The 26,339-nt window shown below is 75.2% G+C and carries 23 protein-coding genes, 1 tRNA gene and 1 pseudogene; 14 read left to right on the top strand and 11 right to left on the bottom strand.

Going from position 1 to position 26,339, the window contains the following annotated elements; genetic code table 11:
* The 4 genes from ABIE39_RS12870 to ABIE39_RS12855 all read left to right on the top strand — a co-directional run bounded on the left by ABIE39_RS12870 (nucleotide 1) and on the right by ABIE39_RS12855 (nucleotide 4,128).
* Complete coding sequence (locus ABIE39_RS12870; RefSeq protein WP_255437202.1) at nucleotides 1–888, top strand: carbohydrate ABC transporter permease; 888 nt, start codon at nucleotides 1–3, stop codon at nucleotides 886–888.
* Complete coding sequence (locus ABIE39_RS12865) at nucleotides 878–1,855, top strand: carbohydrate ABC transporter permease (RefSeq protein WP_354052042.1); 978 nt, start codon at nucleotides 878–880, stop codon at nucleotides 1,853–1,855. Before ABIE39_RS12870 ends, ABIE39_RS12865 begins: the two co-directional genes overlap by 11 nt.
* A gap of 93 nt (nucleotides 1,856–1,948) precedes the next feature.
* Nucleotides 1,949–3,805 carry an ABC-F family ATP-binding cassette domain-containing protein gene (locus tag ABIE39_RS12860; RefSeq protein WP_354052040.1) on the top strand — a complete coding sequence of 619 codons (1,857 nt, stop codon included), beginning with the start codon at nucleotides 1,949–1,951 and terminating at the stop codon, nucleotides 3,803–3,805.
* Complete coding sequence (locus ABIE39_RS12855; RefSeq protein ID WP_074808004.1) at nucleotides 3,802–4,128, top strand: hypothetical protein; 327 nt, start codon at nucleotides 3,802–3,804, stop codon at nucleotides 4,126–4,128. The genes ABIE39_RS12860 and ABIE39_RS12855 overlap by 4 nt, the downstream gene beginning before the upstream one ends.
* A gap of 30 nt (nucleotides 4,129–4,158) precedes the next feature.
* Here ABIE39_RS12855 and ABIE39_RS12850 read toward each other — a convergent pair whose 3' ends face one another.
* Nucleotides 4,159–4,644 carry a MarR family transcriptional regulator gene (locus tag ABIE39_RS12850; protein WP_175008932.1) on the bottom strand — a complete coding sequence of 162 codons (486 nt, stop codon included), beginning with the start codon at nucleotides 4,642–4,644 and terminating at the stop codon, nucleotides 4,159–4,161.
* 119 nt (nucleotides 4,645–4,763) lie between these two features.
* Here ABIE39_RS12850 and ABIE39_RS12845 point away from each other — a divergent pair, with 119 nt between their 5' ends.
* Nucleotides 4,764–5,366, top strand: coding sequence for an NADPH-dependent F420 reductase (locus ABIE39_RS12845; protein WP_209829478.1), 603 nt, complete (start codon nucleotides 4,764–4,766; stop codon nucleotides 5,364–5,366).
* A 70-nt stretch (nucleotides 5,367–5,436) separates the two neighbouring features.
* Here ABIE39_RS12845 and ABIE39_RS12840 read toward each other — a convergent pair whose 3' ends face one another.
* The 9 genes from ABIE39_RS12840 to ABIE39_RS12800 form a co-directional block, all read right to left on the bottom strand.
* Nucleotides 5,437–6,453: a TetR/AcrR family transcriptional regulator gene (locus tag ABIE39_RS12840; RefSeq protein ID WP_354052037.1), complete on the bottom strand. Its 1,017-nt coding sequence runs from the start codon at nucleotides 6,451–6,453 to the stop codon at nucleotides 5,437–5,439.
* A 179-nt stretch (nucleotides 6,454–6,632) separates the two neighbouring features.
* Entirely contained in the window at nucleotides 6,633–7,454 is an 822-nt protein-coding gene (locus ABIE39_RS12835; RefSeq protein ID WP_354052035.1) for an ABC transporter permease, read from the bottom strand.
* On the bottom strand, nucleotides 7,451–8,398 hold the full coding sequence (locus ABIE39_RS12830; protein WP_354052033.1) for an ATP-binding cassette domain-containing protein: 948 nt from the start codon (nucleotides 8,396–8,398) through the stop codon (nucleotides 7,451–7,453). The genes ABIE39_RS12835 and ABIE39_RS12830 overlap by 4 nt, the downstream gene beginning before the upstream one ends.
* Before the next feature lie 142 nt (nucleotides 8,399–8,540).
* Complete coding sequence (locus ABIE39_RS12825; protein ID WP_209829481.1) at nucleotides 8,541–9,854, bottom strand: MFS transporter; 1,314 nt, start codon at nucleotides 9,852–9,854, stop codon at nucleotides 8,541–8,543.
* A 63-nt stretch (nucleotides 9,855–9,917) separates the two neighbouring features.
* Nucleotides 9,918–10,418, bottom strand: a complete 501-nt coding sequence (locus tag ABIE39_RS12820) for a MarR family transcriptional regulator (RefSeq protein ID WP_175008927.1) — start codon at nucleotides 10,416–10,418, stop codon at nucleotides 9,918–9,920.
* A gap of 416 nt (nucleotides 10,419–10,834) precedes the next feature.
* The gene (locus ABIE39_RS12815; RefSeq protein ID WP_354052031.1) at nucleotides 10,835–12,049 is read right to left on the bottom strand and encodes an ABC transporter permease; all 1,215 of its coding nucleotides are present in this window, start codon (nucleotides 12,047–12,049) and stop codon (nucleotides 10,835–10,837) included.
* Entirely contained in the window at nucleotides 12,046–13,032 is a 987-nt protein-coding gene (locus ABIE39_RS12810; protein WP_175008925.1) for an ATP-binding cassette domain-containing protein, read from the bottom strand. The genes ABIE39_RS12815 and ABIE39_RS12810 overlap by 4 nt, the downstream gene beginning before the upstream one ends.
* Nucleotides 13,033–13,140: 108 nt before the next feature.
* Entirely contained in the window at nucleotides 13,141–13,746 is a 606-nt protein-coding gene (locus ABIE39_RS12805; RefSeq protein ID WP_175008924.1) for a hypothetical protein, read from the bottom strand.
* Nucleotides 13,747–13,912: 166 nt separating this feature from the next.
* Nucleotides 13,913–14,515, bottom strand: a complete 603-nt coding sequence (locus ABIE39_RS12800; protein ID WP_074807977.1) for a TetR/AcrR family transcriptional regulator — start codon at nucleotides 14,513–14,515, stop codon at nucleotides 13,913–13,915.
* 319 nt (nucleotides 14,516–14,834) lie between these two features.
* Here ABIE39_RS12800 and ABIE39_RS12795 point away from each other — a divergent pair.
* From ABIE39_RS12795 to ABIE39_RS12785, 3 genes are all read left to right on the top strand, one after another.
* Nucleotides 14,835–14,906 (top strand) — tRNA-Gln (locus ABIE39_RS12795).
* Between the two features lie 30 nt (nucleotides 14,907–14,936).
* The gene (gene glmU / locus ABIE39_RS12790; RefSeq protein ID WP_175008923.1) at nucleotides 14,937–16,616 is read left to right on the top strand and encodes a bifunctional UDP-N-acetylglucosamine diphosphorylase/glucosamine-1-phosphate N-acetyltransferase GlmU; all 1,680 of its coding nucleotides are present in this window, start codon (nucleotides 14,937–14,939) and stop codon (nucleotides 16,614–16,616) included.
* 68 nt (nucleotides 16,617–16,684) lie between these two features.
* On the top strand, nucleotides 16,685–17,668 hold the full coding sequence (locus ABIE39_RS12785) for a ribose-phosphate diphosphokinase (RefSeq protein WP_021483711.1): 984 nt from the start codon (nucleotides 16,685–16,687) through the stop codon (nucleotides 17,666–17,668).
* 3 nt (nucleotides 17,669–17,671) lie between these two features.
* On the opposite strand, the gene ABIE39_RS12780 is transcribed toward ABIE39_RS12785, so the two are convergent.
* Nucleotides 17,672–20,368 (bottom strand): hypothetical protein, encoded by a 2,697-nt coding sequence (locus ABIE39_RS12780; protein WP_354052028.1) that lies wholly within the window; start codon nucleotides 20,366–20,368, stop codon nucleotides 17,672–17,674.
* 137 nt (nucleotides 20,369–20,505) lie between these two features.
* Here ABIE39_RS12780 and ABIE39_RS12775 point away from each other — a divergent pair, with 137 nt between their 5' ends.
* The 6 genes and pseudogenes from ABIE39_RS12775 to ABIE39_RS18730 form a co-directional block, all read left to right on the top strand.
* On the top strand, nucleotides 20,506–21,123 hold the full coding sequence (locus tag ABIE39_RS12775; RefSeq protein WP_255437199.1) for an SIMPL domain-containing protein: 618 nt from the start codon (nucleotides 20,506–20,508) through the stop codon (nucleotides 21,121–21,123).
* Nucleotides 21,124–21,218: 95 nt separating this feature from the next.
* Nucleotides 21,219–21,938: a GOLPH3/VPS74 family protein gene (locus ABIE39_RS12770; RefSeq protein WP_354052026.1), complete on the top strand. Its 720-nt coding sequence runs from the start codon at nucleotides 21,219–21,221 to the stop codon at nucleotides 21,936–21,938.
* A gap of 161 nt (nucleotides 21,939–22,099) precedes the next feature.
* Nucleotides 22,100–23,242: an acyltransferase family protein gene (locus ABIE39_RS12765; protein WP_175008919.1), complete on the top strand. Its 1,143-nt coding sequence runs from the start codon at nucleotides 22,100–22,102 to the stop codon at nucleotides 23,240–23,242.
* Nucleotides 23,243–23,616: 374 nt separating this feature from the next.
* Nucleotides 23,617–24,243 (top strand): 50S ribosomal protein L25/general stress protein Ctc, encoded by a 627-nt coding sequence (locus ABIE39_RS12760; RefSeq protein ID WP_021482199.1) that lies wholly within the window; start codon nucleotides 23,617–23,619, stop codon nucleotides 24,241–24,243.
* Between the two features lie 121 nt (nucleotides 24,244–24,364).
* Nucleotides 24,365–24,967: an aminoacyl-tRNA hydrolase gene (gene pth, locus ABIE39_RS12755; RefSeq protein WP_209829485.1), complete on the top strand. Its 603-nt coding sequence runs from the start codon at nucleotides 24,365–24,367 to the stop codon at nucleotides 24,965–24,967.
* Nucleotides 24,968–25,130: 163 nt separating this feature from the next.
* A pseudogene (locus tag ABIE39_RS18730) lies at nucleotides 25,131–26,249 on the top strand (DUF1972 domain-containing protein); the annotation flags it as partial.
* Nucleotides 26,250–26,339: the final 90 nt, after the last annotated feature.

The raw sequence follows: 26,339 nt of genomic DNA, 5'->3' as shown, positions 1-26,339 counted from the left end.
GTGGCGTCCTCCGCGCTCGCACGACGGGACGCGGCCGTGGGCTACACCATGGTCGCGCCCGCCGTGCTCGGCGCGCTCGCGTTCGTCGTCGCGCCGCTGGTCGCCGTCGTCTGGTACTCGCTGCACGAGTGGAACGTCCTCGCGAACACGTTCACGTTCGCGGGCGCGGACAACTACGAGCGGATGCTCGCCGACCCCGGGCTGCGGGACTCGCTCCTCGCGAGCCTGTGGTTCTCCGTCGGGCTCGTCGTGCTCAACATCTCGCTCGCGCTCGTCCTCGCGGTGCTGCTCAACCAGCGGCTCCCCGGCACGACGACGTTCCGCACGTTCTTCTTCTCGCCGGTCGTCGTGTCCCTCGTGGCGTGGACGATCGTGTGGAGCTTCCTGCTCCAGGCCGACGGCGGGATCAACGGGTTCCTGTCGCTGCTCGGCGTCGACGGCCCGAACTGGCTGCGCGGGGAGACGACGGCGATGCTCTCGGTGATCGTCGTGCAGGTCTTCAAGAACGTGGGCCTCAACATGATCCTGTTCCTCGCGGCCCTGCAGGGGGTGCCCGAGGAGATCCAGGAGGCCGCGCGCATCGACGGCGCCGGCGCGTGGCGCCGGTTCCGGTCCATCACGCTCCCGCTCATCAGCCCGACCGTCCTGCTGGTCTCGATCCTTACCATCGTGGGCTCGCTCGAGGTGTTCGCGCAGATCGCCGTGCTCACGGGCGGGGGGCCGGGGAGCTCGACCACCGTGCTCGTCTACTACCTGTACCAGCAGGCGTTCCGGTTCAACGACTTCGGCTACGCGAGCGCGATCTCCGTCCTGCTGTTCGTCATCGTCCTCGTCCTGACACTCGTGCAGTGGCAGACGCGCAAGAGGTGGGTCTTCCATGAAGTCTGACGTGATGCCCGGCCCGGCCACGCTCCCGGGCGCGGACGCCGGCCCGGCCCGGCCCGCGACGTCGGGCAGGGGCGGCGACGACGGCGCAGCGGCCCGGGGCGGTCGGCACGGGCGCCGCACGGGGAGCGCGCGCACGCGCCGCCGCTGGGGGCGTGCGGCGCTCGTGGCGCTCCTCGTCGTGCTCAGCGTGCCCTTCGTCTTCCCGACGTGGTGGATGGCGACGTCGAGCCTCAAGCCGATGAGCGAGATCCTGCGGGCCGTGCCGACGCTCTGGCCCCAGGACCCGTCGTTCGCGGCCTACGGCGAGGTGTTCCGGCTGCAGCCGTTCGCGCAGCAGTACTGGAACAGCCTCTACATCGCCGTGGTCGTGACCGTCGGGACGATCCTCGTGGCCTCGATGGCCGGGTACGCGTTCGCGCGCATCCGGTTCCCCGGGGCGAACGCGCTGTTCCTGCTCGTGCTCGTCGGGCTGCTCGTGCCGTCGGAGGTGACGATCGTCCCGCTGTTCCGGATGGTCAACTCGCTCGGGCTCATCGACACGCACTGGCCGCTCGTGGTCATCCCGATCCTCGGGGCGCCGAGCGTCCTCGCGACGTTCATCATGCGCCAGTTCTTCCTCGGGCTCCCCGGCGAGCTCGAGGAGGCGGGGCGCATGGACGGCCTCGGGCGGTGGGGGATCTTCTGGCGGATCGCGTTCCCGCTGTCGCGCTCGGCGATCTCGGCCGTCGCGATCTTCACGTTCCTCAAGTCGTGGAACCTGTACCTCGAGCCGATCGTGTACCTGTCCAGCAAGGACCGGTTCACGCTCCCGCAGGCGCTCACGCAGTACGTCGACGCCTACGGCGGCCCGATGTGGAACGTGCAGCTCGCCGCGACCACGCTCACCGTGCTGCCCGTGCTCGCGGTGTTCCTCGTCGCGCAGAAGCAGTTCGTCCAGGGCCTCGCGCACACCGGCCTCAAGGGCTGACCCCCTCTCCCGCGGGTGCGGGAGACGGTCGCCGATCCGCCCCGTGGCGGCGACCATTTCCCGCACCCGCGGGGTGCCGCCTAGGCTCGAGGAGTGGCTCACCTTCTCGGCGCCGACGGCATCTCGCTGACCGTCGGCACCCGCACCCTGCTCGACGACGTCTCGCTCGGCCTCGACGACGGCGACCGTGTCGGCATCGTCGGCCCCAACGGTGCCGGCAAGACCACGCTCCTGCGCCTCCTCGCGGGCACGCAGCAGCCCGACGGCGGCCGCGTCACCCGCGTGGGCGGCCTGCGGGTGGGCCTGCTCGACCAGCGCGACGACGTCGGCACCGGCGCGACGATCCGCGACCTCGTGCACGGCGACGCCGCGACCCACGCCTGGGCGTCGGACGCGAGCGTCCGCACCGTCCACGCGGGGCTGCTGGGCGACCTCGACCTCGACGCCCCGGCGGACACGCTGTCCGGCGGGCAGCGGCGCCGCGTCGCGCTCGCGGCCCTCCTCGTCGCCGACCACGACGTGCTGTTCCTCGACGAGCCGACGAACCACCTCGACGTCGAGGGCGTCGCATGGCTCGCCGCGCACCTCGGCGACCGCTTCGCCCGCCCGGGCGCGAAGGGCGCCCTCGTGGTCGTCACGCACGACCGCTGGTTCCTCGACGCCGTGTGCTCGCGCATGTGGGAGGTGCGGGGCGACGGCTCGGGCCAGGTCGAGGGCTACGAGGGCGGGTACGCGGCGTACGTGCTCGCGCGCGCCGAGCGCCAGCGCACCGCGGCCGTCGCGGCGGAGAAGCGCGACAACCTGCTGCGCAAGGAGCTCGCGTGGCTCCGGCGGGGCGCGCCCGCGCGCACGTCCAAGCCCAAGTTCCGGCTCGACGCCGCCGCCGCGCTCATCGCCGACGTCCCGCCGCCGCGCGACACGCTCGAGCTCACGCGCACCGCGACGAAGCGCCTCGGCAAGGACGTGCTCGACCTCGAGGACGTGACGGTCGCGGTGCCGCGCCAGGACGGCCAGGGCGAGCGCGTGCTGCTCGACGACGTCACGTGGCGCCTGGGGCCCGGCGACCGGTACGGGGTCGTCGGGGTCAACGGTGCCGGCAAGACGACGCTCCTCGCGCTCCTCGCCGGGCGGCGCGAGCCCGACTCCGGGCGGGTCAAGCGCGGCAAGACCGTCCACGTCGCGGAGCTGTCGCAGGACGTCGGCGAGCTCGACGACATCGCCGGCGCGCGCGTGATCCAGGTGATCGAGGACGAGAAGCGCTCGGTCGTCGTCGACGGCAAGGAGCTCTCCGCGTCCCAGCTCGTCGAGCGGCTCGGCTTCACGCGCGAGCGGTCGCAGACGCTCGTGCGCGACCTCTCGGGCGGCGAGCGGCGGCGCCTGCAGCTCCTGCGCCTGCTCGTCGCCGAGCCCAACGTGCTCCTGCTCGACGAGCCGACGAACGACCTCGACACCGACACGCTCGCCGCGCTCGAGGACCTGCTCGACGGCTGGCCCGGCACGCTCATCGTCGTCTCGCACGACCGCTACCTGCTGGAGCGCGTCGCGGACCGCCAGGTCGCGCTGCTCGGCGACGGCCAGGTGCGCGACCTGCCGGGCGGCGTCGAGCAGTACCTCGAGCTGCGGCGCGCGGCGCTCGCGGGCGGCACGGGCGCGGCGTCGACCGGGTTCGCGCCCACGGGCGGCGCCGACGGGACGCCGGACGCGGGGTCGGCCGCGGAGGCCCCGGGCCCGAGCGCGGCCGAGGTGCGGGCGGCGAAGAAGGAGATCAACCGCATCGAGCGGCGCCTGAGCAAGATCGCAGAGGTCGAGGGCCGGCTGCACGAGAAGATCGCGGCGAACGCGACCGACTTCGCGGCGGTCGCGGAGCTCGACGCCGAGCTGCGCACGCTCGCGGCGGAGAAGGACGAGCTCGAGGCGGCGTGGCTCGAGGCGGCGGAGGTCGCCGGGTGACGGCCGACCGCATGCGGGTCGCGGTGTCCGCGCGCGGCGTCGAGGTCGACGACGGTCAGGGCGGCGTCCTCGCGCCCTGGGCGGACGTGCGCCGCGTCACCGCGTTCGCGCTCGGCGGCCCGGGCGGCACCGCCCGGTACGTGTCGTTCGACCTCGTGAACGGGCACAGCGTCGAGGTGGACGACGCCGCCCCGGAGTGGGACGACGTGCTCGCCGCCCTGCCCGGGCGGGTCGAGCTCGCGGTGGACGACCCGCTCGCGGCGCTCGGCGCGCTCGCGCCGGGCGGGAGGCTCGTCCTCGCGGGGCCCGTGCGGACCCGCTGACCGCCGGGGACCCGCGTCCGGGCGCGCGGCTCAGCGCCGCAGGAAGCCCATGCGGTCGTCGGGGTCGACGCGCTCGAGGATGGCGCCCGCGATGGCGTCGAGCTGCTCGACCTGCTCGTCGGTGAGCGCGTCGATCACGTGGTCGCGCACCGTCGCGACGTGCCCGGGCGCCGTCGCGACGACCTTCTCCCAGCCGGCGTCGGTGAGGTGCGCGTTCGTCGCGCGGCGGTCCTCGGGGCACGGCACGCGCTCGACGAGGCCGCGCTTCTCGAGGCGCGCGACGACGTGCGACAGCCGGGGGAGCGTGGCGTTCGTGGCGCCTGCGAGGTCGGTCATGCGCAGCGTGCGCCGCGGAGCCTCCGAGAGCATGGCCAGCACGTAGTACTCGAAGTGGCTGAGGTCGGCGTCGCGCCGGAGCTGGGAGTCGAGGACGCCCGGCAGCAGCTCCACGACCGCCACGAGCCGCTTCCACGCGTCGAGCTGCTGGTCGTCGAGCCAGCGGGGTTCCGTCGCCATCACTCCTCCTCCGGTCCGGCGATCCACATAGTTGACGGTACAAGTTTAGCGGCGTACGGTGTTAGTTGTAGCAACAACTAATAGCCGACCGTCGGGCCGGCGGAGGAAGGGAAGCCACCATGAGCAGCATCACCATCATCGGCGCCGGGAACATGGGCTCGGCCATCGCCGGTCTCGCGCTCGCCGCGGGCAGCCAGGTGCAGGTCCTGACCCGCGAGGCCACCGAGGTCGACCCGCGCGTCACGGCGGGCACGGTCGGCGACGAGATCACGGGCGACGTCGTCGTCCTCGCGCTCCCGTACGGGGCGCTCGACGACGTCCTCGGCGCCTACGCGGGCCGCCTCGACGGCAAGGTCCTCGTCGACATCACCAACCCGCTCGACTTCGCGACGTTCGACTCCCTCGTCGTGCCCGCCGGCTCGTCGGCCGCGGCGCAGATCCAGGAGCGCGTCCCGGGCGCGCGCGTCCTCAAGGCGTTCAACACGAACTTCGCGGCGACGCTCGCGACGGGCCAGGTCGGGCCGCTCCCGACGACGGTCCTCGTCGCAGGCGACGACGCGGACGCGAAGGCCGCCCTCGCGGGCGCCGTGTCCGGGGTCCGCGTCGTCGACGCCGGCTCGCTGAAGCGCGCGCACGAGCTCGAGGCCCTCGGCTTCCTGCAGCTCACGCTCGCGGCGGGGGAGAAGACCTCCTGGACGACGGGCTTCGCGCTCGCCGAGTGACCCCACCCGCTCGCGCACGACGACGGCCGGCCACCCCGCGGGGTGACCGGCCGTCGTCGTGCCCGGAGGGTCAGCCGCGCGCCTTCTCGACGGCGGCGCGGGCCGCCTCGTGCTCCGCCTTCTGGGCCTCGCGCAGCGCCTTCTCCAGCTCGCGCACCTTCTTCTGCGCCTCGCGCACGCGCCGCTCCGCGTCGCGCCGCCGGAGCGTCGCCTTCTTGACCCGCGGGTCCTTGACGTGGACCGCGACCTCGACCGGCGCGACGGCGTCGCGCGGGTCCGCCGCCGGCGCGGGCTCCGTGTCCGTGGCGGGCTGCTTTCCGGGCGCGCTCCCCGCGCCGGGCGCCCCGGCGGCCCGAGCGTCGACGTAGACGGTGATCCCGTCGAGCACCCGCTCCAGGCCCCACGCGGTGTCGTCGATCTCGCCCTCGCCCGCGTACGTCCCCGCCTCGACGAGGGGCCGCAGGTAGGGGAACCGCACCTCGTCCACGAGCCCGCGCAGCGCGTCGGCCCACGCACCGCCCTGGACCGCCTCGTCGCCCCCGGCCGCGGCGACGGCGCGCGCGAGGTCGGTCTGCAGCCGGGCCGCGTTCCGGGCGTACCCGCTGACGAGGAGGATGACGGACATCTTCTCCTCGTCGTCGAGCGGCGTGGACCGCAGCGCGCGCAGCCCGGCGTCCGCGCCGCGCAGGTTGTTCGGCGTGAGCGGCGCACCGGTCACGGGGATGTCGAGGAACCACGGGTGCGACGCGAACACCGCCATCGTGAACTGCGCCCACTCGCGCAGCTCGGCGCGCCAGTCGGCGGGCTCGTGCGCGGGCGGGTACTCGACGTCGAGCGCCGCCTCCTGCATGAGGAGCAGCAGGTCGTCCTTGCTCGTGACGTACCGGTAGAGCGACATCGTCGTGAAGCCGAGGCTCTGCGCGACCTTCGCCATGGACACGGCCCCGAGCCCGTCGGCGTCGGCGATCTCCGTCGCCGCGTCGACGATCCGCTCGATGCTCAGCTCGCGCTTCGGCGCGCGCTCGGGGCGTTCGGCCACGCCCCACGCGAGCGCGAGCCGGGGCGGGAGGTCGGGTGCGTCCGTCATGGCTTCATCCTCCCCGACGGCGCCCGGACGTGGGTCGCAGCCGTGCCGAGCAGGCCCTCCCGGTGGCGCGAGCAGGTGGTCCTGGTGCGTCCGGTCGGCAGGACGCACCAGGACCACCTGCTCGGCCGCGGGGCGGGCGGGTGGGGTGGAGGGCGGGTGGGGGGAGGGGCAGGAGGGGGTCAGCGGGCCGTCCGTCGGCGGTAGAGCAGGGAGCCGGCGGTGCAGCTCGCGACGAGGAAGCCGGCGAGCCACGCGACGGCCGTGAGGACCGTCGACGCGTCGGGCGCGCCCGCGAGCAGCCCGCGGAACGTCTCGATGACCGGGGTGAACGGCTGCTTCTCGGCGAACCCGTGCAGCCACGACGGCATCGTGTCGATCGGGACGAACCCCGAGCTGAGGTAGGGCACGAACAGGAAGAGGAAGTTCACCGACTGCGACGCCTCGACGCTCAGCACGAGGCCGAGCGCCACGCTCAGCCACGTGAACGTCAGCACGGCGAGGACGGCGAAGGCGACGAGCCCCGCCCAGTCGGCGGGCCCGGAGTCGGGCCGGAAGCCGAGCGCGAGCGCGACCCCCACGACGACGACGGCGGACGCGAGGTTGCGCACGACGCTCGCCACGACGTGCCCCCACAGCGCGGACGGCCCGAAGATCGGCAGGGTCTTGAACCGGTCGATCGTCCCGGACGTCATGTCCTGCGCGACGCCGACCGCCGCCGTCGCGGAGCCGAACCCCAGGCACATCACGAGCACGCCGGGCACGACGTAGTCGATGTAGTCGTCCCCGCCGATCGCCCCGCCGAAGATCACGACGAAGACGAGCATGATCATCACGGGCAGCGCGAAGGCCGTGACGAGGCCGTCGACGCTGCGGAGCTGGCGGCGCGTCTCGCGCCCGACCATCGTCCGGACGTCGCGCGCGGCGGTGGCGGGGGTCCGTCGGACGCGCGGCGGCGCGGTGCGGGACGGTCGGGACAGGGTGGTCGTGGGTGCGGCGCTCATCGGGCGCCCTCCTTCCGGGTCAGGGCGAGGAACACGTCGTCGAGCGTGGGCCGGACGACGCTGACCCCCACGACCGCGAGCCCGTGGGCGTCGGCGGCCGCGAGCACGTCGCGGACCGTGCGGACGGGGTCGTCGCTCGGCGCGGTGAGCGAGAGGTCCTTCTCGTCGCTCGTCGTGCGGGCCAGCCCGATCGAGGCGGCGAGCCCGACGGCGGCGGCCAGGCTCTCCGGGTCGTCGAACGCGACGCGCACGTGGTCGCCCGCGACGAGCGCCTTGAGCTCGGCGGCCGTGCCGCGCGCCGCGACGCGGCCGTCGTGCAGGACGGCGATCGTGTCGGCCAGGCGGTCGGCCTCCTCCAGGTACTGGGTCGTCAGCAGGACGGTCGTCCCGTCGGCGGCGAGGCCGCGCACGACCTCCCAGAGCTGCGCGCGCGACGCCGGGTCGAGGCCCGTCGTCGGCTCGTCGAGCACGAGCACCGCCGGGTCGGCCACGAGGCTGATCGCCAGGTCGAGGCGGCGGCGCATGCCGCCCGAGTAGGTCGCGACCCGCCGGTCCGCGGCGTCGGTGAGGTCGAAGCGCTCGAGCAGGGCGGCGGCGCGCGGGCGCACCGCACGGCGGGGCAGGTGGGCGAGCTCGCCCATCATCACGAGGTTCTCGCGGCCCGTCTGGAACTCGTCCACCGACGCGTACTGGCCCGTGAGCGCGATGGTCTCGCGCACCCGGGCGGCGTCGTGCACGACGTCGGCGCCCGCGACGCGCGCGGTGCCGCCGTCGGGCCGGACGAGGGTGGTGAGGATGTTGACGGTCGTCGTCTTGCCCGCGCCGTTGGGGCCCAGCAGCGCGAAGATCTCGCCGCGGCGCACGGTGAGGTCGACGCCGCGCAGCACGGCGTGGCCGCCGTAGGACTTCTCCAGCCCCTGCGCGGCGATCATCGCTCCGGTCATCGCCTTCTCCTTCTCCGTCGGCCGTCCGTGTGCGGCGCACACGTCATGTGTGTGCCATAAACTGTGTGTACACCATAAACAGGTGTGGAGCCGAGGGTCAAGGGTTCGAGGAGAGCCTGGCGGGGAAGGTCGGGCCCGGTGCTCAGCCCGCGCGACGACGGGGCGCGCCGGTGAGGACCAGCCCGATCCCGGTCATCACCACGAGCGCGCCCAGCACGACGGCGACCGGCACGGTCCACGTCCCCGTCGCCGTCTGCAGGGCCCCGGCCGCGGTGGGCGCGACGGCGGCGAGGCAGTACCCGACGGACTGCACCGTCGCCGACGCCTGCCGGCCGCGCCGGACCGTCGGGTACCGCTGCGCGACGAGCGTGAAGATCACGACGAAGTTCGCCGCCTGGGCGACGCCCGCCGCGGACGCCCACACCGCCCAGAGCCCCGGCGCGACGAGCAGGCCCACGGGCAGCGTGAGCCACAGCACCGCGATCCCCACGAACGTCTGCCGCAGGCTGAGACGACGCGCGGCGAGCGGCACCGCGAGACCACCGACGATCGCGAAGCCCTGGAACAGCGACGCCGCCCCGCCCGACGCCGAGCGCGGGATGCCCGCGAGGTCCTCGAGGATCAGCGGCAGCCACGCCGTGAGCGCGTAGAAGCTCGACGACTGGAGCGCGAACATCGCGCACAGCCACCACGTGAACGAGGTCGCGAGGACGTGGCGCTCGCGGGCCGTCGTCGGGTCGGTCCCCGTGACCCCCTCCGCCGCGGCCGCCGCCAGCGCCTCCTCGTCAGCCGCAGCCTTCGTCCCCGCCGCCGTCGGGCCGGGAGCGCGCTCTGCCGGGCCGCCCCGGGGCTCGCGCGCCTCGCGCGGCACCGCGCGCAGCCACCACACGAGCGCGACGACCGCGAGCACCGACCACGACGCGAGCGCCCAGCGCCACCCGACGGTGTCCGCCAGCGGCGCGGTGAGCGCCGTCGTCGCGACGGTCCCGACGTTGATCGCGGCCGTGTACAGGCCCGTCACCGTCGCGACGTGCCCGGGGAAGTCGCGCTGGGCGATCATCGGCACCGCGAGGTTCGCCGTCGTGATGCCCAGCCCCAGGAGCACCGTGCCCGCGAACGTCCCGGCCGCGCCGAGCGGCGCGAGGTCTGCCGAGCGCAGGACCGTCCCGGCGAAGATCAGCGCGAGCGCGACGGCGATCGCCGTCCGCAGCGACGACCGCCCGAGCACGCCCGCGACGGCGGGCGTCGCCAGCGCGAAGCACAGCACCGGGATGCCGGTGAGCAGGCCCGCCGCGGCGGCGGTGAGGTCGAGGTCGGCCGCGACGTCCGCGACGACGGGCGGGAGCGCCGTGAGCGGCGCCCGCAGGTTGACGGCCACGAGCAGGACGGCGACCAGCAGGACCCCGTCGATCCCGCCGCGGAAGGTGCTCGGGCGGGGCGGCCGTGACGACGGCATCGGGCGGGGACCTCCGGGTGCGGGCGCGTGCGGCGACGCCCGCCCGGTCGTCCGGGCCGTCGGTCAGTCGTCGAACTGTCCTCCGACTGTACGCAGGAGCGCCGCGAGCGCAGGTCGTTCGCCGGGCTCGAGCGCGTCGAGGATGCGGGCCTCGACGGCGAGGAGGTCGGTCATCGCCGTGTCCACGCGCGCCAGGCCCTCCGGCGTGAGCTCGACGAGCACGCCGCGCCGGTCGTCGGGCGAGCGCCGACGCACCACGAGCCCGCGCTCCTCGAGCCGGTCGATGCGGTTCGTCATGGTCCCGCTCGTCACGAGCGTCTGGGTGACGAGCGCCCCCGGAGAGAGGCGGTACGGCTCGCCCGCGCGGCGCAGCGCGGACAGGACGTCGAACTCCCACGTCTCCAGGTGCCCGCGCGCGAACGCCGTGCGCCGGGCCCGGTCCAGGTGCCGGGCGAGCCGGTCGACCCGGGAGAACACGGTGAGCGGCTCGACGTCGAGGTCCGGCCGCTCCCGCTGCCACGCCGCGACGATGCGGTCGACCTCGTCCTCGTGCTGCTGGTCCATGACGCGAGGGTACTCGACGTGTCTCGACGTCAAGACTCTTGACGGCTCGGCGGTCGCCGCGGCGCGCCACGGGAAGCCCACCGAGTCGCGAGGTAGAGCCATGGTCCCCGAGGTAGAGCCCAGGTCCCCCGAGGTAGAGCCCAGGTCCCCCGAGGTAGAGCCGTGGTCTGGCGAGGTAGAGCCGTGGTCTCGCGAGGTAGAGCCCTGGTCATGCAGGTCGTGCCCAGGGGGCGCGCCCTCCCGGGCGAGGCCAGCGCCGGGTGGGATGACCACACGCCGTCGACCCGCCGGACCAGGCCCCTACCTCGCTGGACCGGGCCTCTACCTCGCTGGACCGGGCCTCTACCTCGCTGGACCGGGCCTCTACCTCGCCGGACCGGGGCTCTACCTCGGGGGGCCGGAGCTCTACTTTGCGGTCAGGACGTGCGGAGGGCGTCCTTGAGGCGCACGCGGGCGCCGGTGCGCAGGACGGCGTTGGAGTAGATCTTCGCCGCGAGCCACACGAGCAGGGGGATGACCGCGACGGAGAGACCCAGCGCGACGAGGGCCTCCCACGTCTCGGCGCTGCCGAGCGCGATGCGGACCGGCATGAGCAGCGGCGAGCACAGCGGCACGTACGACAGCCAGACGACGAGCGGGTTGTCCGGCGCCCACGGCGCGACGGAGACGCCCACGATGTACGGCACGATCATGAGGAACGTGACGGGCGTGGTGACCGCGCCGACGTCCTCCTGGCGCGAGACCAGCGCGCCGAGGCCCGCCATGAGCAGCGCGTAGCTGACGAACCCGACGACGAACCACACGAGCGCCCAGGCGGCGGCTGTCCCGAGGTCGATCGTCGAGGTGTCGACGAGGCCGAGGCCGAGCGCGGTCCCGACGCCCGCGAGCACGACGAGCGCGACCTGCCCGAGCCCGACGAGCCCGATGCCGAGGACCTTGCCCGCCATGAGCTGCCACGGGCGCACGGTCGAGAGCAGGAGCTCGACGACGCGGCTCGTCTTCTCCTCGACGACCCCCTGGGCGATGAGCTGGCCGCTGATCATGATGGCCATGAAGAGCAGGATGCCGGTGACCAGGCCGGTGACGTAGCGCGCGGGGTCGAACTCGCTCGGCTCGCCGATGGTGCGCACGTCCGGCGCGGCCGTCGCGACGTCGCCCGCGACCTGGGCGGGGTCGCCCCCGAGGCTGGCGACGGCGTCGGACAGCGCGGTCTGCTGGGCGAGCGTCGTGAAGACGGCCGTGAGGCCCGACGACAGCTCGGTGTCGACGACGACGGTGGGGGAGCCGGCGCTCCCGGTGACGAGGGCGTCGAGGTCGCCGTCGCGCACCTGGGCCTCGCCCGCGGCGTCGTCCGCGACGTCGACGGTCTCGACGTCGGTCCCGAGCGTGCTCCCGGTGGTCTCGATCGTCTCGGCGAGCGCGGCGGTCTGCGGCGTGACCCCGACGCGCTCGGCGCTCGGGCCGGACCCGTTCGCGAGGTTGAGCACGACCCCGCCGAGCACGACGGCGCCGACGAGGATCACGGTCAGCCACACGAAGGACTTGGAGCGCAGCCGCGTCATGATCTCGCGGCCGGCGACGAGGCGGATCGCGCCCCACGACGTCAGCGACGTGCCCTGGCCCGCGCTCATGCCCCCACCTCCACGGTCTCGGCGGCCGTCGCGGCCGGCTTCTCCTCGGCGCTCACGACGTCGCGGTAGAGCTCGGTGAGCGACGGCCGGACGAGCGCGAACTCGTGCACGGGCCCGGCGGCGAGCGCCGCGCGCAGCACGGCCTGCTCGCGCCCACCGGGGACGCCCCCGGTACCGTCACCGGTCCCGGCACCGGGCGGACCGCCGGGCGCGAGCTCGACGACGGTGCGCGACCCCTCCAGGCTGACGGCCCGCGCGTCGGGCACGGCGCCGATCCACGTCGCCCCGGGCGGGCCGTCCACGACCCAGCGCTCCTGCTCGGTGCGGCGGAGCTCGTCGATCGTGCCGACCTCGACCATCGCGCCGTCCTTGATGATGCCGACGCGGTCGCACAGCCGTTCCACGAGGTCGAGCTGGTGCGACGAGAACACGACGGGCACGCCCGCGTCGGCGCGGTCGCGCAGCACCCCGCTCATGACGTCGACGGCGACCGGGTCGAGCCCGCTGAACGGCTCGTCGAGCACGAGCAGCTCGGGGTCGTGGGTGAGCGCGGCGGCGAGCTGGACGCGCTGCTGGTTGCCGAGCGAGAGCTTCTGCACCTCGTCGTCGCGGCGCGCCTCGACACCGAGCGTGGTGGTCCAGCGCTCCATCGCGTCCTTCGCCCCGGCGGCGGAGAGCCCGTGCAGCCGGGCGAGGTAGACGAGCTGCTCGCCGACCTTCATGCGGGGGTAGAGGCCGCGCTCCTCGGGCATGTAGCCGATGCGACGGCGGGCGGCCAGGTCGAGGGGCCGCCCCTCCCACCGGACCTCGCCGCCGTCGGCGGCGAGGACGCCGAGGACGATGCGCATCGTCGTCGTCTTCCCGGCGCCGTTCGAGCCGACGAAGCCGAAGATCTCCCCGGCGCGCACGTCGAACGACGTGCCGCGCAGGGCGCGCACGGCGCCGTAGGACTTGGTGAGCGAGTCGATCTCGAGTGTCGCCATGCGCTCCACACAACCACGCGCGAGCGCGTGCGGCACGGGACAGATGTCACGTCCTGGCCGTGTGGAGGCAGGGGGTGCACCCCTGCCTCCGTCGGGCCGGCCCGCCGGTCAGCCGAGGTGCTCGTCGCGCACCGGGGGCACCGTCCGGGCGGCCCGCACGGCGAGGCGCAGCATGGTCCCGGTCGCCTCGTCGACCGCCGCGGCGTCGTCGCGCCCCACGGCGTCGAGCGAGACCCAGAGCAGCTCGCGGGCGAGCGCGGCGTCCTGCTCCTCGAGCCGTCCGGACACCGACTCGACGGCGCTCATCGCGACGAGCACGCGCATCACGGCCGACGTCGGGGGCGCGACCCGCACGCGCCGGATCTCCACGGCGCGGCGCAGCGCGCGCCGCTCGACCCGCGTGAGGCGCGGGCCCGTCACGTGCAGGAGGGCGACGGTGAGGAGGGCCGCCACGAGCCCGAGGACCGCGGCGAGGAGCAGGGTCTCGGGCGCGGTCAGGTGCCGTCCCGCGACCAGGGCGGCGAGCGCGGTGGTCACGCCCGCGACGAGACCGATCCGCACCACGTCGACCGACGCGCGCCACTCGGCGTGCCTGCGTACCCGGTCCAGCTCGTGAGGCGTGAGGCCCGGGACGAGCACGTCGGTGCGCTGGACGACGCGCGCGGGCGCGCCCGCGACGTCGCCCTGCAGACAGCGTGCGGTCGTCCAGGTCACGTACCCCCAGACCGTGGGACGGATCTCGTCCCGTGGGTCGCCGTACCCCTGGTCGGTCGACCGGTCGTGCCCGTGCATCCGCTGCCCCGCTCCGTCGTTCTGCTCTGCCGCCAGAGAGACGGGCTGACCCCGCTGTCATGACGCGGGTTTCGGGGCCGGATCTGCGTCAGGACCTCGTGGTGATGAGGTGGGGCCGCTTCTCCATGTCCGCGAGGCCGTTCCAGGCCAGGTTGACGAGGTGCGCCGCGACCTCCGTCTTCTTGGGAGAGCGGGCGTCGAGCCAGTACTGGCCGGTCAGGGCGACCATGCCGACGAGCATCTGCGCGTAGATGGGCGCGACCTTCGGGTCGAGGCCGCGCGTGCGGAACTGGTTCGCCAGGAGGTGCTCGACCTGCGTCGCGACGTCGCCGATGAGGCTCGAGAACGTGCCCGTCGCCTGCGCGACGGGGGAGTCGCGCACGAGGATCCGGAAGCCGTCCTCGGACGCCTCGATGTAGGACAGGAGCGCCAGCGCGGTGCGCTCCAGCAGCACCTTCGGGTGGCCGCCCTCGTCGAGCGCGCCCGACAGCGCCGCGGTGAGCGCCTGCACCTCGCGGTCCACGACGACCGCGTAGATGCCCTCCTTGCCGCCGAAGTGCTCGTACACGACGGGCTTCGACACCTCGGCGCGCGCGGCGATCTCCTCGACGCTCGTCCCCTCGAACCCCTTCTCGGCGAACAGCCGACGGCTGACCGCGAGCAGCTGCTCGCGCCGCTGGCTCGCGGTCATGCGGGATCGGGGGGTGCGTCTGGAGTCGGCCACGGGTCCATCATGCCGTGCGGGCGCTCGCCGCAGCCGGAGGGTCCGCGCCCGCCGGTGCGGGCGTCGTCGGGCAGGTGCGCGCCCGGGTGTGGTGCGGGCCACGCCCCGCGTCCGGCGCGGATGGGGCGAGACGGGCACGCGCGGCGTCGGGCACGGGGACCGACCTGGCAGACTGTTCCCGGACCCGGCCCGCCCGCCGCGGCCCGGGGTCGTACCGGGGGCGTGGCGACGGGCAGGTGACGCGCACGTGCCGAGCACGTGACGAGCACGGCGTCGCCGGGTCCGGTCCGCCTTGGTGTAATCGGCAGCACAAGGGTTTTTGGTGCCCTTGGTCCAGGTTCGAGTCCTGGGGGCGGAGCTCGTGCCACCGATCCCGAGGGGAACACCCATGGAAGCTCAGCAGGGCACCGACACCACCGTCGCCCCCGCTGCCGTGATCGTCCTCGCCGCAGGCGAGGGCACGCGGATGAAGTCGTCCACCCCCAAGATGCTGCACACGCTCGCGGGCCGCAGCCTGCTCGGGCACGTGCTCGTCGCCGCGCGCTCGCTCGACCCGGCGCTGCTCGCCGTCGTCGTGCGGCACGAGCGCGACCGCGTCGCCGAGCACGCGGTGTCGGTCGACCCGGACGCGGTCGTCGTGGACCAGGACGAGATCCCGGGGACGGGCCGCGCCGTGCAGTGCGCGCTCGCCGCTCTCGACGCGAAGGCGCACGCGCAGTCGCTCGTCCACGGCGTGCCCGACGGCGAGGAGGGGCGCGGCGTCGGCGACGGCCTCGAGGGTCCCGTGGTCGTCACGGCGGGCGACACCCCGCTGCTCGACGGCGGCACGCTCGCCCAGCTCCTCGCGGCGCACGTCGCCGACGGCAACGCGGTCACGATGCTGACGACGCAGCTCGAGGACGCGACCGGCTACGGCCGCGTCGTGCGCGACGACGCGACGGGCGACGTCCTGCGGATCGTCGAGCACAAGGACGCATCGCCCGACGAGCTCGCGATCCGCGAGATCAACGCGTCGATCTACGTGTTCGACGCCGCCGTCCTGCGGCGCGGGCTCGGCACGCTCGGCCGCGACAACGCGCAGGGCGAGGTCTACCTGACGGACGTCGTCGCCGCGGCGCGCGCCGAGGGCGGCGTCGTGCGGGCGCTCGTCTCGGACGACCCGACCGTCGTGGAGGGGGTGAACGACCGCGTCCAGCTCGCGACGCTGCGGGCCGAGCTCAACCGCCGGATCCTCGAGGACTGGATGCGCGCGGGCGTGACCGTCGTCGACCCGGCCACGACGTGGGTCGACGTCGACGTCGAGCTCGCGCGCGACGTGACGCTGCTCCCGGGGACGCAGCTCCACGGCGCGACGGTCGTCGCCGAGGGGGCGACGGTCGGCCCCGACACCACGCTCACGGACACCGAGGTCGGCGCCGGCGCGACCGTGACCCGCACGCACGGCTCGCTCGCGGTCCTGGGCGCGGGGACGTCCGTCGGCCCGTTCGCGTACCTGCGGCCCGGCACCGTGCTGGGGGCGCACGGCAAGATCGGGACGTTCGTCGAGACGAAGAACGCGGAGATCGGCGAGGGGTCGAAGATCCCGCACCTGTCCTACGTGGGCGACGCGACGATCGGCGAGCACACGAACATCGGTGCCGCGTCGGTCACGGTCAACTACGACGGCGTGCACAAGCACCGCACCGTCATCGGCTCGCACGCCCGCACCGGCGCGGACAACATGTTCGTCGCGCCCGTGAGCGTCGGTGACGGCGCGTACACCGCCGCCGGGTCCGTCATCCGCCGCGACGTGCCCGCGGGCGCGCTCGGCGTGAGCGGCGGCCAGCAGCGCAACATCGAGGGCTGGGTCGAGCGCCGTCGCGCCGGCACGCCCGCCGCCGAGGCCGCGGCCGCCGCGCGCGCCGCGGACCCGGAGGCGCCCCCGCTCGGCGCGCAGGCGCAGGCCCAGCTCGCGGACCAGAGCGCCGCCGCGACGGCCGACCGCCCCACCCCGCCGCCGCCCGGTCCCGAGCTCGAGCACACGCTCGAGGCGCTGCGTGGCGGTCGTCCCGCCACCACGACAGACTGACCGCGACCGGCCAGCCGACCTCAGACCTCACCCCGCACCCGGAAACCCCACCGAAGGAACCCACTGGTATGAGCAGCACGATCGCCGGCAACGGGGAGAAGTCCCTCGTCCTCGCCTCGGGGCGCGCGCACCCCGAGCTGGCCAACGACGTCGCGCGGGAGCTGGGCATCGACCTGCTGCCCACGACCGCGTACGACTTCGCGAACGGCGAGATCTACGTCCGGTTCGGCGAGTCGGTGCGCGGCTCGGACGTCTTCATCCTCCAGAGCCACACCGCGCCGATCAACCAGTGGATCATGGAGCAGCTGCTCATGGTCGACGCCGCGAAGCGCGCCTCGGCCCGCACGATCACGGTCGTGCAGCCGTTCTACGGGTACGCCCGCCAGGACAAGAAGCACCGCGGGCGCGAGCCGATCTCGGCCCGCCTCATGTCCGACCTGTTCACCGCCGCGGGCGCCGACCGCCTCATGAGCGTCGACCTGCACGCCGCGCAGACGCAGGGCTTCTTCGACGGGCCGGTCGACCACCTGTGGGCGATGCCGATCCTCACGGACTACGTGCGCTCGCGCGTCGACACGTCGAACGTCACGGTCGTCTCGCCCGACGCGGGCCGCATCCGCGTCGCCGAGCAGTGGGCCGCGAAGCTCGGCGGCGGGCCGCTCGCGTTCGTCCACAAGACGCGCGACGTCACGCGCCCGAACCAGGCCGTCGCGAACCGCGTCGTCGGCGACGTCGAGGGCCGCGACTGCGTGCTCGTCGACGACCTCATCGACACCGGCGGCACGATCGCCGAGGCCGTGCGCGTCATCCTCGCCGCGGGCGCGCGGTCGGTCATCGTGGCCGCGACGCACGGCGTGCTGTCCGACCCGGCGGCCCAGCGCCTGTCCGAGTGCGGGGCGAGCGAGGTCGTCATCACCGACACGCTGCCCATCGCGGCGGACAAGCAGTTCCCGCAGCTCACGGTGCTCTCCATCGCGCCCCTCATCGCGCGCGCGATCCGCGAGGTGTTCGACGACGGCTCGGTCACCTCGCTGTTCGACGGCAACAGCTGAGGCTCAGCCCAGCCACGCGGCCAGCGCGGCCCGCAGCCGGTCGCGCTCCGACGGCGTGAGCCGCAGGCGCGTCACGCGGGACCGCAGGGCGCGGGCGACGTCGTCGGGGAGGCCCTGCCCGGCCGGGGGCAGGGCACCCACGTCGTGGGTGAGCAGCACGTCGAGCACGTCGCAGCGGCCCGGGAGCGCGGGGAGGTCCGCCGCGAGGTGCGCGGCGGCGCGCACCCTCGCGGCCTCCTCGGGCGTCGTCCCGAGGAGCGCCGCGAGGTCGGGAGGGGGGACCGCCACGATCCGCTGCTCCGTCGTCAGGCCCCACGCGCGCAGGGCCGGCGCGTACCGGGCGAACGGGGCGACCGCGAGCAGGTCGAGCGGGTCCTGGCCGAACTCCGCGGCGTACTCCGGCCGCTCGCGGTACGCGGCCAGCATCGGGTCGTCGTGGAGCCACGCGCGCAGGTCGGCGAGCACGACCGCGCGCCGCAGGTGGTCGGTCGTCCGGAGCGCGTCCTCGGCGTCGAGCGGGTCCGCGCGGACGGCGTACGTGCACGCCAGGTTGTACTCGCCGGTCGGCGTGGTGGGGGGCGGCGGGTCCCCGTCGTCGGGGTCGCGGGCCAGGGCGGCCCGGTAGGCGCGCCGCAGGCGCTGCCGGGGCGTCTCGGTCGGCTCGGCGGGCTCCGTGGGCTCGGCCGGCCCGGTCCCCGGGACCGGCGGCGCCCCCTGCGCCCGCACGGGCTCCAGCGCCCGGGCCGCGTCCTCCGCCTGGCGGTACAGGCTCTCGACGGCGTCCTGGAGCCGGACGACGAGCGCGTCCTCCCGCCCCGCGGCACGCTCCGCCGCGAGCGCCTCCAGCAGCGCGCGGACGGCGTCGACGGCGGTCGCGTCGAGCCTGCCCGCGGGGCCGCCCCCGTCGCGCCGCGGTGCGAAGCACGCGTTGACGGTCGTCACGGCGCGCGAGTACTGGGCCCGCAGCCGCAGCGCGCGGTACCCGCTGCGGCCCGCCGTCCGCGCGACGAACCCGTCGAGCCAGCGGCCGTACGCGTCGAGGTCCTCGCGCAGGGTGTGGTGCCGGCCCTCGGCGTGCGCGAGGGCGACCTGGGCCAGGTCGTTGCGCGGGTCGACGTCGACGGCGCGCGCCAGGAGCTCCCGCTCCCGGTCCGGCGCGGCGGCGAGGTCGCTCTGGGCGACGTACTGGAGGGCGAGGCTGCGCCACGACGTCGCGCCGCACAGCCCGTCGAAGCCCGCGTGGTGGCGCGCCAGGGTCAGGAGCACGACGGCGGCGGCGGCACGGTAGAGGTCGACCTGCGCCGCGGTGGCGGCCGACGTCGGGTCCGCGGCGTCGAACCGCAGGAGCCCGGCGCGGTCGAGCGCGGCCGAGCCCGCGGCTCGTCCGTTCCTCGTGACGACGACGGCCAGGTGGTCGGCGTCCCGCTCCTCGACCGTGACCCGCCAAGGAACCGACCCGACGACGCCCTGGGCCAGGCTGACGACCGCCTTGACGAACGCGCCCTGGGGCAGCTCGGACAGCGCGGACCCGCTGAGGGCGCTGATGTCCGTGCCGCGGGGCACCTCCAGCCCGCGCGGCGGTTCGGCGCCCAGCTCGCCCAGCAGCGCGACGAGGCGCGCGCCGCCCGTCCCCTCGTGCGACGTCGTCCGGTCGGCGGAGCGGCCCGACGTCACCTCGATCGTCAGCCGCAGCCGGGTCGCGAGCACCGTGGCCACGAGGAGCACGCCGGGCGCCGCCACGACGGCTCCGGCCGCGACGGACCTCGCCGTGAGCGGCTCCGCGCCGATCGTCCGCGCGCCGCCGAGGGCCAGCAGCACGACGGCCGCGACCGTGGCGACGCCGGCCACGGCGCACGCCCACGCCCACCAGCGGGTGCGGTCGTGGCGCGTACCCGGGTCGACGAGCCGGAGGAGGGCGAGCCCCACCGCCACGACCCCGGCGACGAACCCGAGGACGAGGACGACCCCCGCGAGGGTCGTGCCCGCGCCGCCGGAGCCCGTCCACGTGCTCGTGCTCGCGGCGGGCCCCCACACGAGGAGGGCCGCGCCGGCGACGAGCGCTCCCCACCCGGCGGCGCCCGCGCGCACGCGCTCGCCCGCGGACAGCACGGGCCAGCGCAGGGTCACGGGCGCGACGAGCCGCGCCACGACGACGAGCACGAGGACGCCGACGAGGAGCGCGAGCAGCGGCGGACCCAGGGGAGACACCGCCTCGACGAGCCCGTCCCAGGCCGATGCCGCGCGCACCGGGACCGTGGCCTCCTCGTCCTGAGCCGCACGGACCACGGCGGCTGCTCGCGCGTCCTGGGCGTCGAGCGCGAGCGCCTGCTCCGCGCGGTCCCGTGCGGCGGCCCAGGACTCGGGCTGCCCGGACGTCGGCGGCGCCCCGCCGGGCTCGAGGGCCTCCGCCTCCGCGGCGAGGGTGGCCGCGGTGTCCCGCGCGGCGACCGCCGCGTCCCGCGCGTCGGCGCACGCCGCTGCGCGCGCCAGCGGGTCCGCGGGGGACGTGGCCGTCGCGCGGTAGGCGTCGATCAGCGCGATGGCGTCCTGGGGGCGAGAGTCGTCGAGCAGCGCGACCGCGTCGGCGCACGCGCGCGGCGTCGTGGCGGCCGGGTCGGTGCTCGCGGCGTCCGCGGCGGCTGCCCCCGGGACGGGGGCGAGCGAGACGAGCAGCGCGGCGAGAGCGAGGAGACGTCTCACGCGGACCTCCCGGGTGCGGCGACGGGCACGACGTCGTGCCCCTCTGACACGAGAGTGGCAGGCAGCGGGCCGTCCGTGCCGCGTCCACCCGGGTGAAACGGCGGCGGGCCCGGACGGTCCGTGCGAGCATGGCGGCCATGAACGGCTCTGGGGTGACGACCACCGGTCAGGGAGCGGTGACGGCCACGCCGGACGTCGCCGTCGTCGAGCTCGGCGCCGAGGCGAGCGCGCCCGGCGTGCAGGACGCCCTCGACCGCGCCAACGCCGGGCTCGCCGCGGCGCGTGACGCGCTCGTCGCGCGCGGCGTGGCGCCGTCCGACCTGCGCACGTCGCAGACGTCCACGTGGACCGAGCAGCGCGAGGACGGCCCGCGCACGACCGCCCGCCTCACAGTGCGCGCGACGCTGCGCGACGTGGGGGCGAGCGGCGAGGTCGTGCGCGCCGCGCTCGACGCCGCCGGCCCGGTGGGCCGGCTCGACTCGACGAGCCTCGCCGTGGGCGACCCCGGCCCGCTCGCGGCCGCGGCGCGCGAGGCCGCGTTCGCCGACGCGCGCGCACGCGCCGAGCAGTACGCCCGCCTCGCGGGACGCTCGCTCGGTCCGGTCGTCGAGGTCCGCGAGGACGACGGCGCACCCGCCCCGGTGGCACGCGTCCTCGCGGCGAAGGCGACGAGCGACGCGCTCGTCGTGGAGCCCGGCAGCCAGGAGGTCCGCGCGACCGTCACCGTCCGGTGGGAGCTCGCCGACCCGGCCTGACGGGGCACGGCGTCGCCGACGGCGTGAGACCTGCACCGCGCACCGGTGACAAACGGCAGGTGCCCGGCCCCGTCGCGCGGTCCTAGCGTGGACGCATGCTCATCCTCGAGGACTACCTGCTGCTCACGCTCGACGACGTGACCGGGAAGGCCGTCGGTGACACCTCGTTCCGCGAGCAGGTCGCCGCCGGCGCTCTGCTCGTCGAGCTCGCGCTGCTCGGCCGGGCCGACCTCGCGGGCGACGGCGACGGCGGTCGGGTGGGCCGGATCGTCGTCCGGGACGCGTCCCCGACGGGCAACGCGTTGCTCGACGAGGCGCTCGACGTCGTGCGGGCGAAGGAGGGCTCCACGCCGAAGGCGCTCGTCTCGCCGATCGCGAAGCTCCGGCCCGCCGCCCGCGCGGTCGCGGCGCTCGCGGAGCGCGGTGTCCTGCGGCGCGAGGAGGGTCGCGTGCTCGGGATCTTCCCCACGACGCGCTGGCCCGCGGCGGACTCGCGCCACGAGGACGCCGTGCGCGCGGACCTGCGGCGCGTCCTCGTCGAGGGACAGGCGCCGGACGCGCGCGCGGCGGCGATCGTCGCGCTGCTCGCCGCGACGGGCCAGGCCGGCCGGGTCCTCGCGACCGGCGGGTCCGGCGCCGACGCCGACGGCGGGCCCGAGCGCACCCCCGCGGGCCGCCGCGACGTCGACGCCCGGGCGCGCGAGATCGCGCGCGAGAGCTGGGCGAGCGAGGCCGTGCGCGCGTACGTCGACGAGGTCACCGCGGTGATCCTCGTCGGGGCCACCGTCGCGACGACGACGGCCGTGACGGGCTGAGCGCGCGATCTCGCCCGGGTGAAAAGGCGGCGGGACCCTCGTGGTCGCCGCCGTCGCGACGGTAGGTTCGCACGGTCCGCGTCGGTCCCGACGACCGGCTCTCCCGGTCCGGTCGTGGCAGTCCCCGCGCGGTCCCGTCCGCAGCGTCCGGAGGTGACGACGTGCCCCGGCAGCAGCCCGTCGAACGCGTGCGCCTGCGCTGGCCCGACGCCGCGCGCGGCCTCGCGATCCTGCTCGTCGTCGTGCTCCACGCGACGCGCGCGCTCGGGGACCTCGACCTCACCGGCGCCTGGGGCACGGTCCTCGCCGGGTGGGACCGGGTGAACGCGGCGCTCGGCACGATGCGCATGCCGCTCTTCTTCGCCGTCGCCGGCCTCTTCGCCGGGAAGTGGGTGCGCGGGCCGTGGCGCGCGCTGCTCGCGTCCAAGGTCGCGCTCTTCGCGTGGCTTCTCCTCCTGTGGCCGTTCGTCCGTGCGCTCGGCTACCTCCTCGGGGCCGTCGTCGCGGGCGACCCCGACCCGGTGCACGAGGCGCTCGTCGGGCTCGAGCTCCCGCCCGGCCTGGCCGACGACGGCGGCCCCGCGCTCCAGGTCGGCGCGGCGGCGCTCTCGGCGTGGGTGTGGCCGTCGGGGATCCGCTGGTTCCTCTGGGCGCTCGCGGTGTTCTTCGTCGTCGCGAAGCTCCTCTCGCGGCTGTCGCCGCGCGTGCAGCTGGTCGGCGCGGCGGCCGTGTCGCTCGCGGCGTTCGCGTTCGCGCTCGAGCTGCCGAACAACGCGTGGGACAGCGCGCCCAAGTACTTCGTCTTCTTCCTGGGGGGCCTCCTCCTGCGCGACCGCGTCCTCGGGCTGGCCGAGCGCCTGACGGTGTGGTCGGGCGCGGCGGTCGTGGCCCTCTGGGTCGCCGGCTGCGTCCTCGCGGCGCACGTGGCGTCGGGCGTCCTGCTGTGGGTCGTGTGCGTGCTCGGCGTCGCGGCGGGCATCGTGCTCGGCGTCGCGACGAGCGGGCTGCGGCCCCTGCGCGCGCTCGGGACGCGGACGCTGCCCGTCTACCTCACGCACATGCTCGTCATCCACGCGATCCTGCTCGTCGGCGGCGGGGCGCTCGACGCGGTGCCCGCCCCGGTGGCAGCGCTCGCGCCGCCCGTGCTCGCGCTCGTGGCGACGCTGGTGTCGGTGGGCGTGTACGCCGTCGTCTCCCGGACCCCGGTCTACTGGCTGTACGAGCTGCCCCGGGGCCTCGCGCGCCGGCTCGCCGGCCGGCCCGCGGCCCGTCCCGAGACCGCCCGGGCCGACGCCACGCCCTGACGCCCCCCGCGCCGACGCCCGACGACTGCGGCCCCGCGCGGCTCCCGGGGTGGCTCGGGACGTGCCGAGGGTCGCGACGGCGGGACGCGGGTTTCCGACTCGCGCCGCGCCCGGGTACAGTTATCAGGTTGCCTCGGCGAGGGACGTCTGACGGCCGGCAGCGCTGGACCGGTGAGCACACCGGCGGCGCGGGACCGCACGTGTCAGCCAGACCTGTTGGATCTCCGTTATCGACTGGGCGGTCGTCCTCCTGCGCGCCCGTCACACGTCCCGCGCCGACGCAGCCGCCCGTCCGGGAGGCCCTCTCACCGTCCGGACAGCCGACCGTCCCCCACTGGCGGCCGGCCCGCAACGTTCTTCCAGGAGTGATCCACGTGTCCGAGATCAAGCTCGCCGCCGAGGCCCGTACCGAGTTCGGCAAGGGTGCCGCCCGTCGTATCCGCCGTGCCGACAAGATCCCCGCGGTCCTCTACGGCCACGGCAGCGCGCCGGTGCACGTCACCCTCCCGGGCCACCAGACGATGATGGCGCTCAAGCACTCGAACGCGCTCTTCTCGATCGAGCTCGAGGGCAAGGGCCAGCTCGCCATCGCCAAGGACGTCCAGCGCGACCCGGTCCGCAACGTCATCGAGCACGTCGACCTGCTCATCGTGAAGAAGGGCGAGAAGGTCGCCGTCGAGGTCCCGGTCGCCGTCACCGGCGAGTCCGCCCCCGGCACCATCCACCTCGTCGACCTGCAGACCCTCGCCATCGAGGCCGAGGCGACGCACCTCCCCGAGTCCGTCGAGGTCTCCATCGAGGGCCTCGAGGCCGGCACGACCGTCACGGCGGGCGAGGTGAAGCTCCCCTCCGGCGCGACGCTCACGACGGACCCGGAGCTCGTCGTCGTGACGATCTCCGTGCCGCAGGACAACTCGGCGGACATCGAGGCCGCCGAGGCCGAGGCTGCCGAGCAGGCCGCCGGCTCCGAGGCCGCCGCCGAGGCGACCGCGGGCGAGTGACCCCCCGCGCGGACCTCGTCCGCGCCATGCTCTCGGCGAGGCGTCCGGCACCCTGGTGCCGGACGCCTCGCGCGCGTCGGGAGCCGGGACCGTGCAGGACGTCAGCGAAGGAACGGTGCACATGAGCGACCAGCCGTGGCTCGTCGTCGGGCTCGGGAACCCGGGCCCCGGCTACGCCGGCAACCGCCACAACCTGGGCCACATGGTCCTGGACGTCCTGGCGGGCCGGGCGGGCGCCCGGTTCGCGCGGCACCCGCGGGCGCAGGCCGCCGTCGCGGAGGCGCGCCTCGGCATGCTGCCCGGCGGGCGTCCCGGGCCGCGCGTCGTGCTCGCGAAGCCCACGACGTACATGAACGTCTCGGGCGGGCCCGTGGCGGGGCTCGCGAAGTACTACGGCATCGATCCTGAGCACGTGGTCGTGGTCCACGACGAGGTGGACATCCCCTTCGGCACCGTCAAGCTGAAGGTCGGCGGCGGCGAGGGCGGCCACAACGGGCTGCGCGACATCACCAAGGCGCTCGGCACGAAGGACTACGTCCGGGTCCGGGGCGGCGTCGGGCGTCCGCCCGGCCGCATGGACACCGCCGACTACGTGCTCAAGGACTTCAAGGGCACTGAGGCGAAGGAGCTGCCCTTCCTCCTCGACGACGCGGCCGACGCCGTCGAGATGCTGCTCACCGAGGGGCTGCTCGCCGCACAGGGCAAGTACCACGCCCGAGCCTGACCGGTCCCGCCCGCCGAGGCCCCTCCGCCCCGTCCCGCCTGCGGAAATCACCCGGGTGAGGCTCGGCGAACCGGGCCTCGCGGGCCCCGCGCGCCACTAGCCTCGCAGGAAGGCACAGGGCGGCAGGGCGGGAGTGACGGTGGCGGCGACGCTGAGCATCGCGATGGTGGGCACGCGCGGCGTCCCGGCACGGTACGGCGGCTTCGAGACGGCGGTCGAGGAGGTCGGCTCGCGCCTCGCGGCGCGGGGGCACCGCGTGCGCGTCTACACGCGGACGGGGAACACCGAGGACGTCGTCCGCGAGCACCTCGGCATGGAGGTCGTCACGGCGGGCGCGCTCCGCAGCCGCTCGCTCGAGACGCTGAGCCACACGGCCGTCTCGGTCGCCCACCTCGTGACGCACCGCACGGACGCGGCCTTCGTCTTCAACGCGGCCAACGCCCCCTTCCTGCCGCTGCTGCGCGTGGCGCGCATCCCGGTCGCGACCCACGTGGACGGGCTCGAGTGGCGGCGTGCGAAGTGGGGCCCCGCGGGCCGCCGCTACTACCGCGCGGCCGAGACGACGGCGGTCCGGTGCTCCGACGCGATCATCGCCGACGCCCGGGGCATCCAGGACTACTACACGCGCGAGTACGGCGTGCCGTCGTCGCTCATCGCGTACGGCGCCCCGCTGCTCGACGACGACCGCGGTGCGCGCGTCGCCGAGCTCGGGCTGGAGCCCGGGGGGTACCACCTCGTCGTCGCGCGCTTCGAGCCCGAGAACCACGTCCAGGAGATCGTCGAGGGCTACGTGCGGTCCGCCGCGACGAAGCCGCTCGTGGTCGTCGGCTCCGCGCCGTACTCCGCGGAGTACACCGACCGCATCGACCGGCTCGCGCAGGGGGACGAGCGGGTCCGCCTGCTCGGCGCGGTGTGGGACCAGGAGCTCCTCGACGACCTCTACGCGTCCGCGTTCACCTACGTCCACGGGCACTCCGTCGGGGGCACCAACCCGTCGCTCCTGCGCGCCATCGGCGCAGGGGCGCCCGTCGTCGCGTTCGACGTCGACTTCAACCGCGAGGTGGTGCGCGACCCCGGCCTCTACTTCCGCGGCGTGCACGACCTCCCCGGGATCCTGGAGGACGCCGAGCGCGACGACGTCGGGACGATCGAGCGCGGCCACGCGAACCGCAAGCGCGCCGAGGACTACTCGTGGGACGACGTCGCCGACGGGTACGAGCGGCTCGCGCACGACCTCGCGGCCCGGCGGACGCCCGGGCCGTGGCGGACGGCGCGGCGCCGCGCCGGCGCCGCGGACCGGCAGGACGCGCCCCGTCGCGCCGCAGCCGCCGGTGACCCAGCCCTCGGTGACCCGGCCCTCGGTGACCCGGCC

It is taken from the genome of Cellulosimicrobium sp. 4261 (genome assembly GCF_040546915.1).
Classification (GTDB): domain Bacteria; phylum Actinomycetota; class Actinomycetes; order Actinomycetales; family Cellulomonadaceae; genus Cellulosimicrobium; species Cellulosimicrobium cinnabarinum.
The sequence above is the reverse complement of the archived record's forward strand: the minus strand, read 5'-3'. Positions and strand labels throughout refer to the sequence as shown.